Genomic DNA, 14,729 nt, shown 5'->3' on the forward strand with positions numbered 1-14,729 from the left:
ATGCTCATTAACTGATATCGACAGAACTTTTTTGAGATTGATAGCGCTGTTTAAATTCTTGCTGTCGCTTTTTGTGATCCACGATGGGTTCAGGATAGCCACAACTCGAACGTTCATCCGCAGGAATTTTCCCCGTAACCAAGTCTTTAGTATCCAGTGAACTCAGTTCCGGTAACCATTGGCGAATATACTCCCCATCCGGGTCATATTTTTGTGCCTGAGTCGCTGGATTAAAAATTCGCAAGGGCTTCGGGTCCATTCCACTGGATGCACTCCATTGCCAGCCGCCGTTATTAGCGGCTAAGTCACCGTCATATAATTTTTGCATAAAATAGTTTTCGCCCCACTGCCAGTTAATAATCAAGTCTTTAGTCAAGAAACTGGCAACAATCATCCGACAACGGTTGTGCATCCATCCCGTTTCATTTAATTGGCGCATGGCAGCATCAACGATAGGATAACCCGTTCTACCTTCACACCAGGCTTTAAACAAGGTTTGATTATTGTCCCAGGGGAAATCTTGGAAAGTATCACGATAGGGTCCTGTTGCTAATTCAGGGAAGAAATAAAGGGCATGTTGATAGAATTCTCGCCAAGCTAATTCCTGTTGCCAGGTTTGGATACTATCACGAGTTTCATCGCTACGGCTACGCTCTATAGCCGTTTGGGTAGCTTGCCAAACCGTGCGAATTCCGATCGCACCAAATTTGAGGGCGGCGCTGAGTCGGGATGTGCCATCAATTGCGGGAAGATTGCGTTGGTGTTGGTATTTGTCAATGGCGCGATCGCAAAATTCCTCTAGTCTCTCTTTCGCGGCTTTCTCTCCTGGTTCTAGGATTAGGGGATTGTTCCAAGTCAACCCTAAATCTTTAGCCGTAGGTAACTCAATTGTGCCAACCTTTTTCACCACATCCTGTTCCGTTTCGGTGAGTCCTTCAGGATTTTTTAAGGATTCAGCAGGGGCGGCTTTGGCTTGGTCTTTCCAGTTTTTCCAGAAGGGGGTATAAACTTTGTAAGGATCGCCGGAATTGGTGCGAATTTCTCCGGGGGCGTGTAAGAGTTGATCCCAGAAAATTTCAACCGCAATCCCTTTTTCAGATAGGGCATCTTGTACCGTGCGATCGCGCCTTTGGGCATAGGGTTCAACATCCCGGTTCCAGAATACCGCTTTGGCGTTGAGGGCGTCAGCTAGGGCGGGAATTCCTTGAGTAGGGTTTTGATGCAGGATTAATAATTGACTCCCAACTTCAGCGTAGCGTTGTTGTAACTCCTGTAAACAGCCAATCATGTACGTGACTCTAGCTGGGGCTATATCATCGCGTTCTAGGATATCTGGGTCAAGGCAAAAAACTCCTATCACTTTCTGGCTTTTTTGACAAGCCGCAGCCAGCCCCATATTATCAGAAATTCGTAAATCACGGCGATGCCAGAAGAGAATCAGATCAGTCATGAATGATGAAATTTGAATCTGTAGGGGCAGGTTTAGTGTTTCTCGTTTCGCTGTCGATTATAACGTTTATTCAAAACGCGCCCTCCAAAGTCATCAATCAAGTGCATTAAAATGGGCTAAAACTCTTATCCAGTCAGCTTTAGCTGGCTTGAGCTTTTAGTCTTGGGTTTCAACCCAAGGCGGTTTAAGGCTTATAGGTCAGTGTTAGGATAAAGTAAAAATATTACAGGTAGCGTAGTTTCAGGTCGTTTATAATGATTCAAATCCTACCCAAATCACTAACATTTGACGAGTTTGTTGCTGAATACGGAGATCATCCTCGCTATGAACTAATTGATGGAGAATTAGTTGACAAGGAGCCAACAGGTTCCCATGAACAGGTAACGGGCTTTATTAACATGCAGTTGAACCTAGCCATCGCTCATCTTAAGCAACCCTACTTTATCCCGATGCGATGTCTGATTAAACCCTTAGGTCAATCTTCCGCCTTTAAACCGGATGTTATTGTCTTAGATAGATTTGCCCTACGCGATGAACCGTTATGGCAACGTGAACCGATTATTACACTGGGAACTTCAGTCAAATTAGTGGTTGAGGTGGTGAGTACAAATTGGCAAAACGATTATGCCCGCAAAGTGGATGATTATCAAGCCTTGGGAATTCAAGAATATTGGATTGTTGATTATCTGGGCTTAGGTGGAACATTTTTTATTGGTTCTCCTAAACAACCGACGATTACTATCTGCGATTTAAAGGGAGAAACTTACGAGATGAGACAGTTTCGACGGGGAGATTATGTGGTGTCACCAACATTTCCTGACTTGGAGTTAGACGCTGACCAGATTTTCAAGGCTGGTGTGTTAGATTAGCCGTAATCCCTGAATTTCGCTAGTTGTCATTTAGTTATGTCATTGGCAAAGAGTTGATCGTGCTTCCCTTTGTTTCCTCAATTCTATAAAATTGTCGCACAACTCCACTAACCTCCTCTGCGTTCCTCTGCGTTAACCTCTGCGTCCCTCTGCGTTAAAAATATACTTATCAGATAGAGAGAGACGTTCCAGCGAAACATCTCTACAATGTTCGCCACACAACCCTATTTTGCAACATAACCAATAGCATGAGGACGCAAATTGGATAGGGCGCACAGACGTGCGCCCCTACGGTTTCTGGGATATCTTCAACAACAATTCACCCACTATTGCTGCAAAAATGGACGCGCTAGGTAAAAGCTACAAATCGATTTAGCATCAACCGCATCCTCCCCATGAATCGCTTTTTCTAATTGTTCAGGTGTCATCAATACCGTTTCTAAATCTTCATCCGCATCCAATCCTGGCGGCGTCTCCAGTTTCTCTAAATCTTGCGCCAGAAATGCGTAAATATATTCATCAGAATACCCTGGTGCTAAGGCAAAATTGCCCAAAGATTGCCAACGATGCGCCCGGTATCCGATTTCTTCTTGGATTTCCCGTTGGATTGTCGTTTCTGGGTCTTCTAAGGGTTCCACGGTTCCAGCCGGAAATTCTAATAACCGCCGTTGTACCGTAAACCGATATTGACGCACGAGTACCAGTTTCCCATCTGGGGTCACAGGAACCGCTAGCGCCCCACCGGGGTGACGCACGCATTCCCAGTCGCCTTTAGCTTGGTTGGGAAGACGCAGGTGATTAACTTCAAAGTTAAATTTGCGTCCCTGATAAACAAAGCGTTGTCTGAGTAATTGAGGGGGTTCTTTACCTTGAGGCATGTCTAACTATACGGGGTGAACTCCAGAACAGTCTACCCTTTGTACGAGTTGTGCGATCGCACATCCGGATACCGGTTCTAGCCAGTCGGGGGCAATTTCGGCTAAGGGAACCAGGACAAAGGCTCGTTCACTCATCCGGGGGTGGGGGATTTGCAGGGTAGGGGTGTCTATTATTAAATTATCGAATAATAAGATATCTAAGTCTAGGGTTCTCGGTCCCCAGCGTTCCCGCCGTTCCCGCCCGAACTGTTTTTCGATGCTAAGGGTGGTTTGTAATAAATCCTGGGGGGTTAGCTGTACATCTATAATCACACAACCATTGAGATAATCCGGCTGCGGCGGACCAACGGGGGCGGTTTGATACCAGCTAGACTGAGAGGTTACCGTGATACCGGGAGTTTTCGCTAACATAACTATAGCCGCCTCTAGGATGGCACTCGAATCACCCAAATTGCTACCTAGCGCGATCGCACATTGTTGAGATTGTGACACAAAATCCCCCTGCGGTTAAGTTTATAGACTACCAGAAATAAACAAAGCTTTTGCTGCTATAGAGATGTATTAATGCACGAAGAACAAATTCTCGGTCTTTGGTTATCCGGACCCAAGGGAACCGTTTACTCCCTAGCAATGAGTCCCGATGGCAAAACCTTAATCAGTGGTGGCGGAGATACAATCGTGCGCGTCTGGGATTTAAGCAATGGACAGGAACTCTCCTGTTTCAGAGGTCACTCTGACTGGGTACATGGGGTAGCGATTAGTCCAGATGGTCAAACTGTCGTGAGTGGGAGTTTTGATTGCACACTGAAAGTGTGGAACCTGAAAAGTGGGAAAGAACTACACACCTTAGAAGGTCATTCAGATCGAGTATATTGTGTGACGATTAGTCCTGACGGACAGAGAATTTATAGCGGTAGCCAGGATACAACAATTAAAGTTTGGGATATTAAAAATGGTGCTGAACTTGACACCCTAACCGAACCGTCAGACTGGGTGTATTCCCTCGCCATTAGTTCAGATGGTAAAAGATTAGTGAGTGGTTGTGCTGATGGTACTATTTGGATTGGTCATCGAAAAATACTCACCGGTCATGCAGGTAGCGTTACCTCAGTGGCGATTAGTCCCAATGGGAAAACGTTGGTGAGTAGCAGTATTGACAAAACGATTAAACTCTGGGACTTGAGCACAGGAGAGGAAATTCGCACACTGTTCGGTCATTCGGGAACTGTTACTTCAGTGGTAATTAGTCAAGATGGACGTAGAATTATTAGTGGAAGTAACGATAAAACAGTTAAGGTTTGGGATTTACAGACAGGTGAAATTTTGCACAGGATTAGTGATCATGTAGAAGCAGTTTTAGCGGTAGCAATTAGTCCAGATGGACGGACAATTGCCAGTGGTAGCCAGAATGATGTGATTAAAATTTGGGGGATAAAATAAGGAATGCGAAAGATAGGCAAAATGAGGGTAGTCTAGATGTAGCAGATTACATCTGGAATATCTAGTCAGGGCGGGTTTTGAGGCAAGGTTATCATTAATAACGAAACTTCCTAAACCCCTCCCTACAGACGTACATTAAAACTATGTATTTGAGCCAAGCAAATGCTATAGCAATCCTAAATAGGATGCAACAAGTGAACGGTTTGAAACCCAGGTATAGCAAGGGTTCCAGTTTTGAAAATTGCCACAACCTAAATAGGATTGCTATATTGCCTAATCACCAATCACCAATGATAGTAATTGCTAGTATTGCTGCCCAAAAAACACTCACAATGACGGGGAAGGTCTGCGATGACGATCTTGATTCTGATCCAGATTCTGTTTCCCCTCGTGTTGATTGGGTGGTTGGCTTTTTTGCAGCCCCGCAATCTGCTGGGGATGGGGGTTCAAGCTCTGGTGACGGCGATTGCCCTGGTTGCGATCGCCCGGATGGGTATCTGGGTCTTTCCGCCCTGGTGGACACCCTATCTCTATGGGGTACTGTTTTTGCTGGCGTTGGGGCTGGGGGTGACGAAGCATCAGCCAAAGCATCGGATGCCCTTAAGCTGGCCGGGGTGGGTGATGGTGGTGGGCTGCGTGGCCTTTGGTGTGTATGTTGGCAATGAGGCGGTTCGCAGTTGGGCGGGGCCGTTTCCTGCGGCTGCATCTGCTGTTGACCTCACCTTTCCGCTGCGGGGTGGCCATTTTCTGATCGTCAATGGCGGTAGTAATATTCGCATTAATGCCCACCTGAAAACTTTGGATGAGTCAGTGCCGCGTTTTCAAGCCTATCGGGGCCAAAGTTACGGCACCGATATCATTCAGGTGAATCGGTGGGGGCTGCGATCGCGCGGCATCAGCCCTAAGCAGCCTGGGGCGTACTTGATCTACGGCGCGCCGGTGTTCGCTCCCTGTGCAGGCCAGGTGGTGCAGGCGATCGCGTGACCACGCCCACCTCCAGAGACTAAACCATGACTCCTGCACAATCTGCCCAACTCAAAGAACTGGTGCGTTACGGCACCCTCGCCCCCTCCAGCCACAACACCCAGTGCTGGCGGTTTCACGTAGAGCAGCAGGCGATCGCCATTCTGCCGGATCTATCGCGACGATGCCAGGTGGTCGATCCCGATGACCACCATTTGTATGTGTCCTTAGGATGCGCCGCCGAGAACATCCTTCAGGCCGCCAAGGCTCAAGGGCTATCTGGGCAAGTGAGCTTTGATGCGGCCGGGGACGGGAGTATACGCATTTCATTTACCCCTTGCGCGGTCGAGGCAACCCCGCTGTTTGAGGCGATCGCTTGAGTCTGTGCTGGTTTAAACGCATTCCACCTAAAAAAATAGCCCTGTCAATGTCGCTGGACTCAGCCAGTGGTTTCACCTTTAACCTACATTCGGCAGGCTGACAATTTACTCGATGGAGCATTTTTCTGCTGTGGTTTGGGCAGTTGAAGTTATTTGATTTCAATTAATGAAAAGTCAAGAAAACTTATCCAGGAAAACTCATGTTTTATTTGACTTTGATTTACATCTTCTTATTGGTTGGCCCTGCGATCGCCACGATCGCATTTTTCCGACGACTCTCGACCCGTTGGCACTTGTTTTTGTTGAGCCTCTGCATCTTCTACGGAATTTCTCCGTTTCTCATGACTGGGGGCGCATTCGGTTTGGCTAATCACTTTAATTGCTCGGCAGAAGCTGTCCGCTTTCGCTGTCCTTCCCCGGTTTGGCTAGGAGACGTGATCTCTGGGCTGGCGATGGCGCACTGGCTGGCGATTTTTGCCATTCCATCAGCAATTTTGGGCGCGATCGGGCTGCTGATTTCCGGAATTTTACAACATCGGCGCTCCCAAGATACAGGCAGCACTTCAGGCGAAATCCCTGCTGTTTTTTACCGGAGTCGCCGCCACAAAGTCATTGCAGGCGTCTGTTCAGCCCTCGCTCAACAATGGCACCAGTCCCTTTCACTGCTCCGGGTTGTCACTGTTGTTTTAGCGATCGTCATCCCTGGATTTATTTTTCTGTACTTGTGGTGTTGGTTGGCGTTTCCCATCGAGCCGAGATTGCAACAACAATTCTACGTCAAAGAAGACGGTGAAAAATGAAAAAACATCCCGTAACCTGGTTCTATATCTTGGCCTTTGGTATTGCATGGATTGGCATGATGTCAGCCGCATTGGGATCGCATGGTATTGCCCCCTTTGACAGCCCCTATGTTCAGCTTCTTTCCATCTTTTATGCTGTTGGCCCTGCTCTTGCGGCGGTCATTGTGGCACGCACAGCAGAGGGTAAAACAGGGGTTCAGAATTTGCTCAAGGGGCTGCTCCGATGGCGTGTTGGCCTAGTCTGGTACATCGTAGCCTTGTTTGGTTCTTTAGCTCTTTTCATTGCGGCGCAAGGCATCACTAAATTACTGGGATTTTCAGACACAGTTGTAACCCCACAGGTCGATCGATCTCTCTATATGGTTATTAGCCTCGTGGTCAATTTCTTCGCCAATATCTGCGAAGAAATTGGGTGGCGTGGTTTCGCCTTGCCCCGATTGCAGAAACGACATAATGCCTTCATAGCCACTCTAATCGTGGGTACATTGTGGGCTTTTTGGCATTTGCCAACTGTCTTTTTAGTGGGAAACCCGATGGCTGAGTACCCTTTCCTCTGGTTCATCCTGATCGTAACCAATGCTTTTATCTACACCTGGATTTACAACAGCACTAAAGGCAGTATTTTGCTAGTGGCACTTTTTCATGGTTCGCTGAATGTGTGGGGACTATTTATCACTGGAGTGTCTCCTATCGCGGATGTCCTTCTGAATTGTGTGGTGGTCATTATCCTGATTGCCGTGTTTGGGAAAGCAAATCTATCCCGCCAAAAACGGGTTTATGCAGGCTAATAGTGGGTCAATGACACATCATCATAAATTTGGCTTTTACCCGAGCCTTTTAGCATTTTTCGCTTTGGCGTTTGCTTGGTCGTGGATCTGCTGGCTGCTATCTTCGATGATCAGACCTCAATGGGTCACCGTTGGGATGGTGCTGTTTATTGCGGGGAGTTTTGGCCCCGGCATCGCAGCGATCGCGGTAGTGAGGTATTCCAGTGGACAGGAAGGGCTGCATCGTTGGCTCAGGCGATCGCTGCAATGGCGAGTGGGTTGGCGTTGGCTGGCTCTCTCGTTTTTCTTGCCTTTGGCGGTCATGGGGCTGGCCGCTGCTGGGCACATCGCATTGGGCGGCACGATCGCACCGTCTCCGGCATCCGGGCATGTGCTCCTAGCCGTGGTGAACTTTGGCCTGATACTGGTGCTGGGCGGCCCACTGGGCGAGGAATTTGGCTGGCGGGGTTATGCCTTGCCTGTTTTGCAAGAGCGCTATAGCTGGCGCGTGGCTAGCCTTTTCTTGGGTGGGGTGTGGGGCATCTGGCATCTGCCGCTGTTTTATATGGCCGACACGACGCAAAGCCACCTCCCCTTTGGCCTATTTATGATGAGTACGGTGGCCCTGTCGGTGCTGTTTGCGTGGCTGTTCAACCACACTCAGGGCAGTGTGTTGCCCGCCCTCGTGCTGCATACTGCGGTCAATGCTTGGGGGTGGGTCATACCGGTCATGGTGATGCCAGATGGTAGTAATCTACGACCCTATGGGCTGGCAGTGGGGTTGCTTGTGGCGATCGCCCTCGGTCTATTGTGCGATAAGAAACTCCATCTGTCCCTGCGATCGCGCTGAAGTCAAAATCAGGTTCAGCCATGTTTCATGTTGGCGGGGGGGCGATAGCGGTTTGGGAAACGCCTCAATCAACTCTGGGCGCTGGATTATTTGCCGCACCAGGAGTGGTAGGATTAGCGGTGGGTGGTGGGTTAGGATTAGCAGAATATGAAGGGACAGGGTTACTGGTATCGCTACTTGTAATCATCATGATAGCGATCGCGCGGATACCTTTGCCTAAACTCCCCTATCGTCAAACTTCTGATCCTGACTTGGTTCAGGAATCTACGGTTGTGGATCAGGATTTAGTCTTGCTGGTATTATTGAGTGCGATCGCGTTAACGTCTCTAGTTTGGACTAGCTTTGATTTTCTACTACAGGGTAATATTTCAGCTTTAATTGCGATCGCGATCGCTGCCGCTATTGGTAAAATTTTGGCAGGAATTTTACTCTTGAGTAATCACCCGCACTAAAGTAGCAGTATCAAATGCATCGGAGGGATAATAAACCGTCTCATAATCATTGATCACGATTATCGCTTTTTTCGGTTGACTATCCTCTCCACCCAATTGCTGCTTAGCGACCTCGGGATTATTGAAACAAAACCAAACTTGGCGATCATCGCCCCGAAATCTGGGTAACTGTTTGGCGGCGGCTTCATCAACAACAAAACATGGGATCTTGGTGTTTCCTGGAAGCTGGTGATTAGGTTCGTAAGTCCCAGTGAGAGCAATTTGACCTCGAAATTGGACTCGCCCAATTACACCATACTCAGGTAATGAGTCAGCTTGAACTGAGACAACTTCCAGACCCATAAATTCCTCGCCTGGTGCGAGTTGACGGGGGTCAAAATGGTTATCAACCGCTTTCAACTCAAAGGATAAGTCTTTAGTCGGTGTCGGGGATGGGTTAGTCTTAGCGGCTAATGCAGCCGTACTCCCTAAGCACAGAAGTGAAATAAGTGCGATCGCTGTTGGATGTTGACGCATTGGTAAATAAACTCATTTAGAGTTATCGATGAGGCTACAGTATCAATAATGACCTATATTCGCTAAACTGACGAGCTTGTGCATCACTCCCCAGGATTAAAATCAGGAACTTTCCCATCAAAACGTATTCAAGCTAGTCGCCGGATTACTGTAGATGAGGTATGCGATCGCGTCTAATTCTATCATGAACCTTCAGGTACAATACTGATAAATTGCGCCAGGGTTTGTGCAGTTAAAGCTACTTCCACCAAATCCTCTAATTGATTAATTTCAAGTACCTGTAAACGTTGCTCAATATCTAGCGGAACCTGTTCAAAGCGCATAGAGAGGATACGCAATAACTGTCGTAATGTCCCTTGTTGAAATCCTCGCTGTTGAGCCGCTTCTTCAGGTAGGGGAACAAGATTACCATTTTGATCATAAAATCGTAACCAAACCGCCGTCTCTCGGTCTATGGTTCCTTGCCAAGTTCCCAACCACAACCCCAATTTTTGACACCACAGCCAACCCTGCTCATTAGGGACTAATGGTTGATATTGTTGAGACGCATCCAAATGCCAACCCTGCAATGAATTGGGTTCAAAGGGATTAAAAACAAAGTAATCCGGTGTTCTAAAAATACGCTCATAAATATCTTTCTTCGTCCCCGTATCCACAGACGCCGTAGAAGGAGACATTAATTCGACAATTACATCAGGGTAACGCCCCCCTTCTTCCCACACAACCCAACCTTGCCGTTCAGTAGTCCCGTCAACATTTAATACCGCAAAGAAATCTGGTCCTTTAAAATCCCGGTTCCGCGCCTGCTCACTGCTGTAATAAATAAACATATTACCGCTCGTGAAGAAATCATGGCGAGCAAGATACGCTTGCTGCAACGACCGAATCAGGACATTTATAGAAATACGGTGGCGATTACTTTCCAACGGTTCTCCATCATCAAAGATTAAGTCAGTTGGGGGCATGGATGGTTCCCAGCCTACCATAGTTTGGGATGTTGTCTCTTGAGTAGCCAACTCTGACATAATAAGCGTCTCTTTACATTAAGGTTCTTTTTTTTAGATACCTGAAAGTATCTTAACAAGAATGGCACTGAAAAGCGTGCATTTTTGGATCGCCTAAACCCTTGATAGATCGTAGGGTGGGCAATGCCCACCAGCCTCATCTGAGCGTGCTATTCATCTTAACAAAAGCGCGATCGCTAACACTCCCTTGTAGTAAAATAAACCTTTAATAGGATGTCCGTCATAACTCACATTCTGCATCCCTTTCAGTCAGCCAATTTTCTAGAGTGGCGTGGCATACTAAAAATGACAAATGGCGATTTACTAATTATGTCTCATCGTCCAATTTACCTTGATAACCACGCCACCACCCCCATGGATGAACGGGTGCTAGAGGCGATGCTGCCCTTTTTTAGAGAACATTTCGGCAACCCTTCCAGTATCAGCCACGCTTACGGTTGGGAAGCGGAAGCAGCGGTAAAACAAGCACGACAAACTCTAGCTGACGCTATCCACGCCACACCAGAGGAAATTGTTTTCACCAGTGGTGCAACAGAAGCGAATAATTTAGCGATTAAAGGAGTTGCTGAAGCCTATTTCAGTAAAGGGCGTCATATTATTACCGTCCAAACCGAACATCGGGCGGTGCTTGATCCCTGTACCTATTTACAAAACTTAGGATTTGAGGTCACGCTTTTGCCCGTCCAAAGGGATGGACTACTTGATTTAACTCAGCTTGAAAAAGCGATTCGTCCTGATACAATCTTAGTCTCAGTCATGGCAGCCAATAACGAAATTGGTGTATTACAACCCCTGGCTGAAATTGGGAAACTGTGTCACCAGCATCAGGTACTCTTCCATACCGACGCCGCTCAAGGGCTTGGTAAAATTTCCTTGGATGTCCAGGATATGAATATTGACCTGATGTCCCTAACAGCCCATAAACTTTATGGACCCAAGGGTATTGGGGCGCTTTATGTCCGCCGCCGTAACCCAAGAGTTAAGTTAGCTTCACAAATTCAGGGAGGGGGACAGGAACGGGGAATCCGTTCGGGTACCCTCTATACACCACAAATCGTTGGCTTTGCTAAAGCGGTGGAACTAGGCTTAGCTGAACAAACCTCCGAATCTCAACGCCTCCTCCAGCTACGGGAACAGCTTTGGAACGCCCTGTCTCAGCTAGGGGGGATTCATCTAAATGGTCATCCTCACCAGCGATTGTCAGGAAATCTTAATATTTCCGTGGAAGGGGTGGACGGTTCTGCTCTCCTGTTGGGATTACAGCCGATAGTCGCGGTTTCCTCAGGTTCGGCTTGCTCCTCGACTAATGTAGCGCCATCCCACGTCCTTTTGGCACTAGGACATTCAGAATCCCTAGCTCATGCTTCGATTCGGTTTGGTATTGGGCGCTGTAATACAGCCGAGGAAATCGATACCGTTGCCCAACACGCGATCGCGACAATTACGTCCCTGCGTCAAGCTCAAAACCCTTACAGGTCGGTCTAGTTAGGGTGATTGGAGATTCCTCATTCGTCCTTTGTCCTTTGTTGATGAGGAAATCGCTCCCATCTCCCCAGCTTTCGGGAGCACCCGGAACCCCCTCACAGGTAAACTGATGGTTTCTACCCATTAACAATCAACAATCAACGCAGTATAATGTAAAATTGAGGAAACAGTTAGCGTACCAACAGTGACACTAGGTTCGACCTGTGTAAACTATCTGTAGATACTATCCGTAACTGATTCACACTTCCAGAGCTTTAACTTGCACGTTACCAAACTCCAATGCTAGCCCTTGGACAAAGGGGCATGACATTGGCTACCTGTAGCATTGGAGAAAAAGTTGATCTACGAGAGTGTCAGTAGTCTTCAGTCACTCCCCGATCACAATTTACGTTTTCTAAGTAAAGCTAAAGTTTTTGCTTTTCAGAATCATAAGGGGTAGCCAAAGCAAGAGTGACCGATCAATTTTAGGTATGCGATTTAATATTTTTGGAGGAAAAGGCAATTCAGACAAGCATTCAAGCATTTTTCAAGCTTGGCTCGTTTGCCTGCCCTCTAAACTAATCAGCTATCTAAAATTCCCACAAAAACCAAGCTTCAGTACTTGAACGTACTGCCAAATTTTGAGGAAATTGAATGGCAAAACAAATTATTATTGCAGAGCAATATCGGCTGGCTGCTGTATTTTCAGAAGATCAGATTCAAGAACTTGTCGTTGCCACCGGCAGCCACCAAGTCGGTGATATTTATCTCGGCATTGTCGAAAACGTTTTACCGGGCATTGATGCCGCATTTGTCAATATCGGCGATGCCGAACGCAATGGATTTATTCACGTTACCGACTTGGGTCCTGTGCGACTTAAACGTCGCTCTGGGGCAATTACGGAACTGCTCACCCCGCAGCAAAAAGTCTTAGTCCAAGTGATGAAGGAGCCGACGGGAAATAAAGGTCCTCGGCTGACTGGAAATATCAGCCTTCCGGGTCGTTATCTGGTGCTGATGCCCTATGGACGAGGTGTTAATTTATCCCGACGGATAAAAAACGAAAACGAGCGTAATCGCCTCAGAGCCTTGGCTGTGCTGATCAAACCCGCTGGGATGGGATTATTAGTTCGCACCGAAGCCGAGGGCAGAGCCGAAGAAGCGATTATGGAGGATTTGGAGGCACTGCAACGCCAATGGGAAGCCATCCAACAGGAGGCAACCTCGACGAGAGCGCCATCCCTACTCAATCGCGATGATGATTTTATCCAGCGAGTCCTCCGTGATATGTACACAGCGGATGTGAATCGAATTGTGGTTGATTCCCATACTGGGGTCAAGCGGGTGAAGCAGCAGTTAGTGAGCTGGAGTGGCGGCAGATCACCGGAAGGGGTTTTAATTGACCACCACCGCGATCGCCTCTCAATTCTCGATTATTTCCGCATTAATGCGGCGATTCGAGAAGCCTTAAAGCCACGAGTCGATCTGCCATCCGGAGGCTACATTATCATCCAACAGACGGAAGCTCTCATTGTCATTGATGTGAACTCCGGTTCCTTTACTCGTTCGGCAACTGCACGAGAAACGGTTCTGTGGACTAACTGTGAAGCCGCAACGGAAATCGCCCGCCAATTACGCCTACGTAACATTGCTGGCGTAATCATCGTGGACTTTATCGATATGGACTCGCGGCGTGACCAATTGCAGGTTCTGGAACATTTCAACAAAGCGTTGAAAATGGACAAAGCCAGACCCCAAATCGCCCAACTTTCAGAACTGGGATTAGTCGAACTCACTCGTAAGCGCCAGGGTCAAAATATTTACGAATTATTTGGTCGCACTTGTCCAAGCTGCGGTGGTTTAGGACATTTGGTGCATCTTCCTGGTGAACCAGAACCTCAAGTGCAACAAGAGCTAGAGCCTGTTTCTCGCGTTGAAGTCCCAGAAAGCTCTGATCTTCCAGAACCCTTGGATATCCCTGGCTTTAATGAACCGGATGAACTGGAACTCAATCATCCGAGTTATCAAGAAAGGGGAATCACCAATGGCACTAATCGCCGCCGCCGCCGTCGCCGCTTGGATGATGTGATCTCCAAAGATGAACCCATCGCCAAGAGCAATATTCGTCCAATACCCGTGTCTCAACGCTCCTCTGATGTGGGTGAAGACGTAGAGGAGATCAGGCGTGATAGTACCTCAGTTGAACGTCCCATCGCGCCAGACTCCAGCGAACGAGTGGGCAGACCCCAGCTAATTCGCTCGGTGGTAGAAATGGAACCACCGGAAGTTATTCAGGTTGAGATGACCCCGGAGGAACAGGATGTTTATGCTTTGATGGGCATTTCACCGTTAGTGCGCTTAGACCGGGAGATTAGAAATCCCAGATCGGTTATGGTTTCGGTGGTACTTCCTGGAGAAGCTGAATCGGATACTTCCACCAATGACATAGCTGACGTAGCGGACGATTCATGGGAGGATATTTCTAGCCCATCAGAGGAATCTGACTTAGAAGAGGGTTCAGACAAGGTATTGGTTACTTCATCGGGAGTTGCTGTCGATTCAGAATCATCGGCTGAATCAACCTCAGCCAGTGAATCGGAAACGAAGCCATCTTTGATTCGTCGTCGTCGCCGCCGTTCTTCGGCGATGGAAAATGAGTGAATGAGGAATGGAAACGTTGTCAACTACTCACGGTTACTTCGTTGAACCGTGAGCTTGGAAAGGTCAGTTTTCAGTAAAAGTTGTCTACCGCATGAGTCTGATAATGGTACACACGTTTAGTTGTTTTCCTAGACTAAACCTCTGTAAAACCTCTGACTAGGTTGCTCTAAGAAAGGACATCTTTTATCAGATGGCGGTAAGGAACAAGTAACTT

Annotated in this window: 14 protein-coding genes and 1 pseudogene; 10 read left to right on the top strand and 5 right to left on the bottom strand. The window is 47.6% G+C overall.

Going from position 1 to position 14,729, the window contains the following annotated elements:
* Nucleotides 1–7 precede the first annotated feature (7 nt).
* Nucleotides 8–1,450 carry an FAD-binding domain-containing protein gene (locus ACLGGO_RS05285; protein WP_446418517.1) on the bottom strand — a complete coding sequence of 481 codons (1,443 nt, stop codon included), beginning with the start codon at nucleotides 1,448–1,450 and terminating at the stop codon, nucleotides 8–10.
* Nucleotides 1,451–1,704: 254 nt separating this feature from the next.
* Between ACLGGO_RS05285 and ACLGGO_RS05290 the strand changes: the two genes are divergently transcribed.
* Nucleotides 1,705–2,319 carry a Uma2 family endonuclease gene (locus ACLGGO_RS05290; protein ID WP_446418518.1) on the top strand — a complete coding sequence of 205 codons (615 nt, stop codon included), beginning with the start codon at nucleotides 1,705–1,707 and terminating at the stop codon, nucleotides 2,317–2,319.
* A gap of 326 nt (nucleotides 2,320–2,645) precedes the next feature.
* On the opposite strand, the gene ACLGGO_RS05295 is transcribed toward ACLGGO_RS05290, so the two are convergent.
* Both ACLGGO_RS05295 and folK read right to left on the bottom strand, forming a co-directional pair.
* A complete protein-coding gene (locus ACLGGO_RS05295) occupies nucleotides 2,646–3,197 on the bottom strand; it encodes an NUDIX hydrolase (RefSeq protein ID WP_446418519.1) in 552 nt (183 codons plus the stop codon).
* A 6-nt stretch (nucleotides 3,198–3,203) separates the two neighbouring features.
* Entirely contained in the window at nucleotides 3,204–3,689 is a 486-nt protein-coding gene (folK, locus tag ACLGGO_RS05300; protein WP_446418520.1) for a 2-amino-4-hydroxy-6-hydroxymethyldihydropteridine diphosphokinase, read from the bottom strand.
* 72 nt (nucleotides 3,690–3,761) lie between these two features.
* Here folK and ACLGGO_RS05305 point away from each other — a divergent pair, with 72 nt between their 5' ends.
* The 7 genes and pseudogenes from ACLGGO_RS05305 (at nucleotide 3,762) to ACLGGO_RS05335 (ending at nucleotide 8,849) form a co-directional block, all read left to right on the top strand.
* Nucleotides 3,762–4,637 (top strand): WD40 repeat domain-containing protein, encoded by an 876-nt coding sequence (locus ACLGGO_RS05305; RefSeq protein ID WP_446418521.1) that lies wholly within the window; start codon nucleotides 3,762–3,764, stop codon nucleotides 4,635–4,637.
* Nucleotides 4,638–4,988: 351 nt separating this feature from the next.
* Nucleotides 4,989–5,621: a hypothetical protein gene (locus ACLGGO_RS05310; protein WP_446418522.1), complete on the top strand. Its 633-nt coding sequence runs from the start codon at nucleotides 4,989–4,991 to the stop codon at nucleotides 5,619–5,621.
* Between the two features lie 26 nt (nucleotides 5,622–5,647).
* Nucleotides 5,648–5,974 (top strand): annotated as a pseudogene (locus ACLGGO_RS05315) (Acg family FMN-binding oxidoreductase); the annotation flags it as partial.
* A gap of 206 nt (nucleotides 5,975–6,180) precedes the next feature.
* The gene (locus tag ACLGGO_RS05320; RefSeq protein WP_446418523.1) at nucleotides 6,181–6,780 is read left to right on the top strand and encodes a PspC domain-containing protein; all 600 of its coding nucleotides are present in this window, start codon (nucleotides 6,181–6,183) and stop codon (nucleotides 6,778–6,780) included.
* Nucleotides 6,777–7,568 carry a CPBP family intramembrane glutamic endopeptidase gene (locus ACLGGO_RS05325; protein ID WP_446367114.1) on the top strand — a complete coding sequence of 264 codons (792 nt, stop codon included), beginning with the start codon at nucleotides 6,777–6,779 and terminating at the stop codon, nucleotides 7,566–7,568. The genes ACLGGO_RS05320 and ACLGGO_RS05325 overlap by 4 nt, the downstream gene beginning before the upstream one ends.
* Before the next feature lie 10 nt (nucleotides 7,569–7,578).
* The gene (locus ACLGGO_RS05330) at nucleotides 7,579–8,397 is read left to right on the top strand and encodes a CPBP family intramembrane glutamic endopeptidase (protein WP_446418524.1); all 819 of its coding nucleotides are present in this window, start codon (nucleotides 7,579–7,581) and stop codon (nucleotides 8,395–8,397) included.
* A 20-nt stretch (nucleotides 8,398–8,417) separates the two neighbouring features.
* Nucleotides 8,418–8,849 carry a hypothetical protein gene (locus ACLGGO_RS05335; RefSeq protein WP_446338535.1) on the top strand — a complete coding sequence of 144 codons (432 nt, stop codon included), beginning with the start codon at nucleotides 8,418–8,420 and terminating at the stop codon, nucleotides 8,847–8,849.
* Here ACLGGO_RS05335 and ACLGGO_RS05340 read toward each other — a convergent pair.
* Together ACLGGO_RS05340 and ACLGGO_RS05345 are read right to left on the bottom strand one after the other, a co-directional pair.
* Nucleotides 8,823–9,365, bottom strand: a complete 543-nt coding sequence (locus ACLGGO_RS05340; RefSeq protein ID WP_446338534.1) for a hypothetical protein — start codon at nucleotides 9,363–9,365, stop codon at nucleotides 8,823–8,825. The genes ACLGGO_RS05335 and ACLGGO_RS05340 overlap by 27 nt on opposite strands.
* Nucleotides 9,366–9,547: 182 nt before the next feature.
* Nucleotides 9,548–10,390 (bottom strand): Uma2 family endonuclease, encoded by an 843-nt coding sequence (locus tag ACLGGO_RS05345; protein WP_446418525.1) that lies wholly within the window; start codon nucleotides 10,388–10,390, stop codon nucleotides 9,548–9,550.
* Between the two features lie 309 nt (nucleotides 10,391–10,699).
* Here ACLGGO_RS05345 and ACLGGO_RS05350 point away from each other — a divergent pair, with 309 nt between their 5' ends.
* Nucleotides 10,700–11,875, top strand: coding sequence for a cysteine desulfurase family protein (locus ACLGGO_RS05350; RefSeq protein ID WP_446418568.1), 1,176 nt, complete (start codon nucleotides 10,700–10,702; stop codon nucleotides 11,873–11,875).
* Between the two features lie 633 nt (nucleotides 11,876–12,508).
* Entirely contained in the window at nucleotides 12,509–14,515 is a 2,007-nt protein-coding gene (locus ACLGGO_RS05355) for an Rne/Rng family ribonuclease (RefSeq protein WP_446338532.1), read from the top strand.
* Nucleotides 14,516–14,729 lie beyond the last annotated feature (214 nt).

It is taken from the genome of Coleofasciculus sp., assembly GCF_046565525.1.
GTDB lineage: Bacteria > Cyanobacteriota > Cyanobacteriia > Cyanobacteriales > Coleofasciculaceae > Coleofasciculus.

Bases quoted from the DNA above. Each gene is read 5' to 3' on its own strand.
- ACLGGO_RS05285 (WP_446418517.1), bottom strand. From the start codon at position 1,450: ATGACTGATCTGATTCTCTTCTGGCATCGCCGTGATTTACGAATTTCT.
- ACLGGO_RS05290 (WP_446418518.1), top strand. From the start codon at position 1,705: ATGATTCAAATCCTACCCAAATCACTAACATTTGACGAGTTTGTTGCT.
- ACLGGO_RS05295 (WP_446418519.1), bottom strand. From the start codon at position 3,197: ATGCCTCAAGGTAAAGAACCCCCTCAATTACTCAGACAACGCTTTGTT.
- ACLGGO_RS05305 (WP_446418521.1), top strand. From the start codon at position 3,762: ATGCACGAAGAACAAATTCTCGGTCTTTGGTTATCCGGACCCAAGGGA.
- ACLGGO_RS05310 (WP_446418522.1), top strand. From the start codon at position 4,989: ATGACGATCTTGATTCTGATCCAGATTCTGTTTCCCCTCGTGTTGATT.
- ACLGGO_RS05320 (WP_446418523.1), top strand. From the start codon at position 6,181: ATGTTTTATTTGACTTTGATTTACATCTTCTTATTGGTTGGCCCTGCG.
- ACLGGO_RS05325 (WP_446367114.1), top strand. From the start codon at position 6,777: ATGAAAAAACATCCCGTAACCTGGTTCTATATCTTGGCCTTTGGTATT.
- ACLGGO_RS05330 (WP_446418524.1), top strand. From the start codon at position 7,579: ATGACACATCATCATAAATTTGGCTTTTACCCGAGCCTTTTAGCATTT.
- ACLGGO_RS05335 (WP_446338535.1), top strand. From the start codon at position 8,418: ATGTTTCATGTTGGCGGGGGGGCGATAGCGGTTTGGGAAACGCCTCAA.
- ACLGGO_RS05340 (WP_446338534.1), bottom strand. From the start codon at position 9,365: ATGCGTCAACATCCAACAGCGATCGCACTTATTTCACTTCTGTGCTTA.
- ACLGGO_RS05345 (WP_446418525.1), bottom strand. From the start codon at position 10,390: ATGTCAGAGTTGGCTACTCAAGAGACAACATCCCAAACTATGGTAGGC.
- ACLGGO_RS05350 (WP_446418568.1), top strand. From the start codon at position 10,700: ATGTCTCATCGTCCAATTTACCTTGATAACCACGCCACCACCCCCATG.
- ACLGGO_RS05355 (WP_446338532.1), top strand. From the start codon at position 12,509: ATGGCAAAACAAATTATTATTGCAGAGCAATATCGGCTGGCTGCTGTA.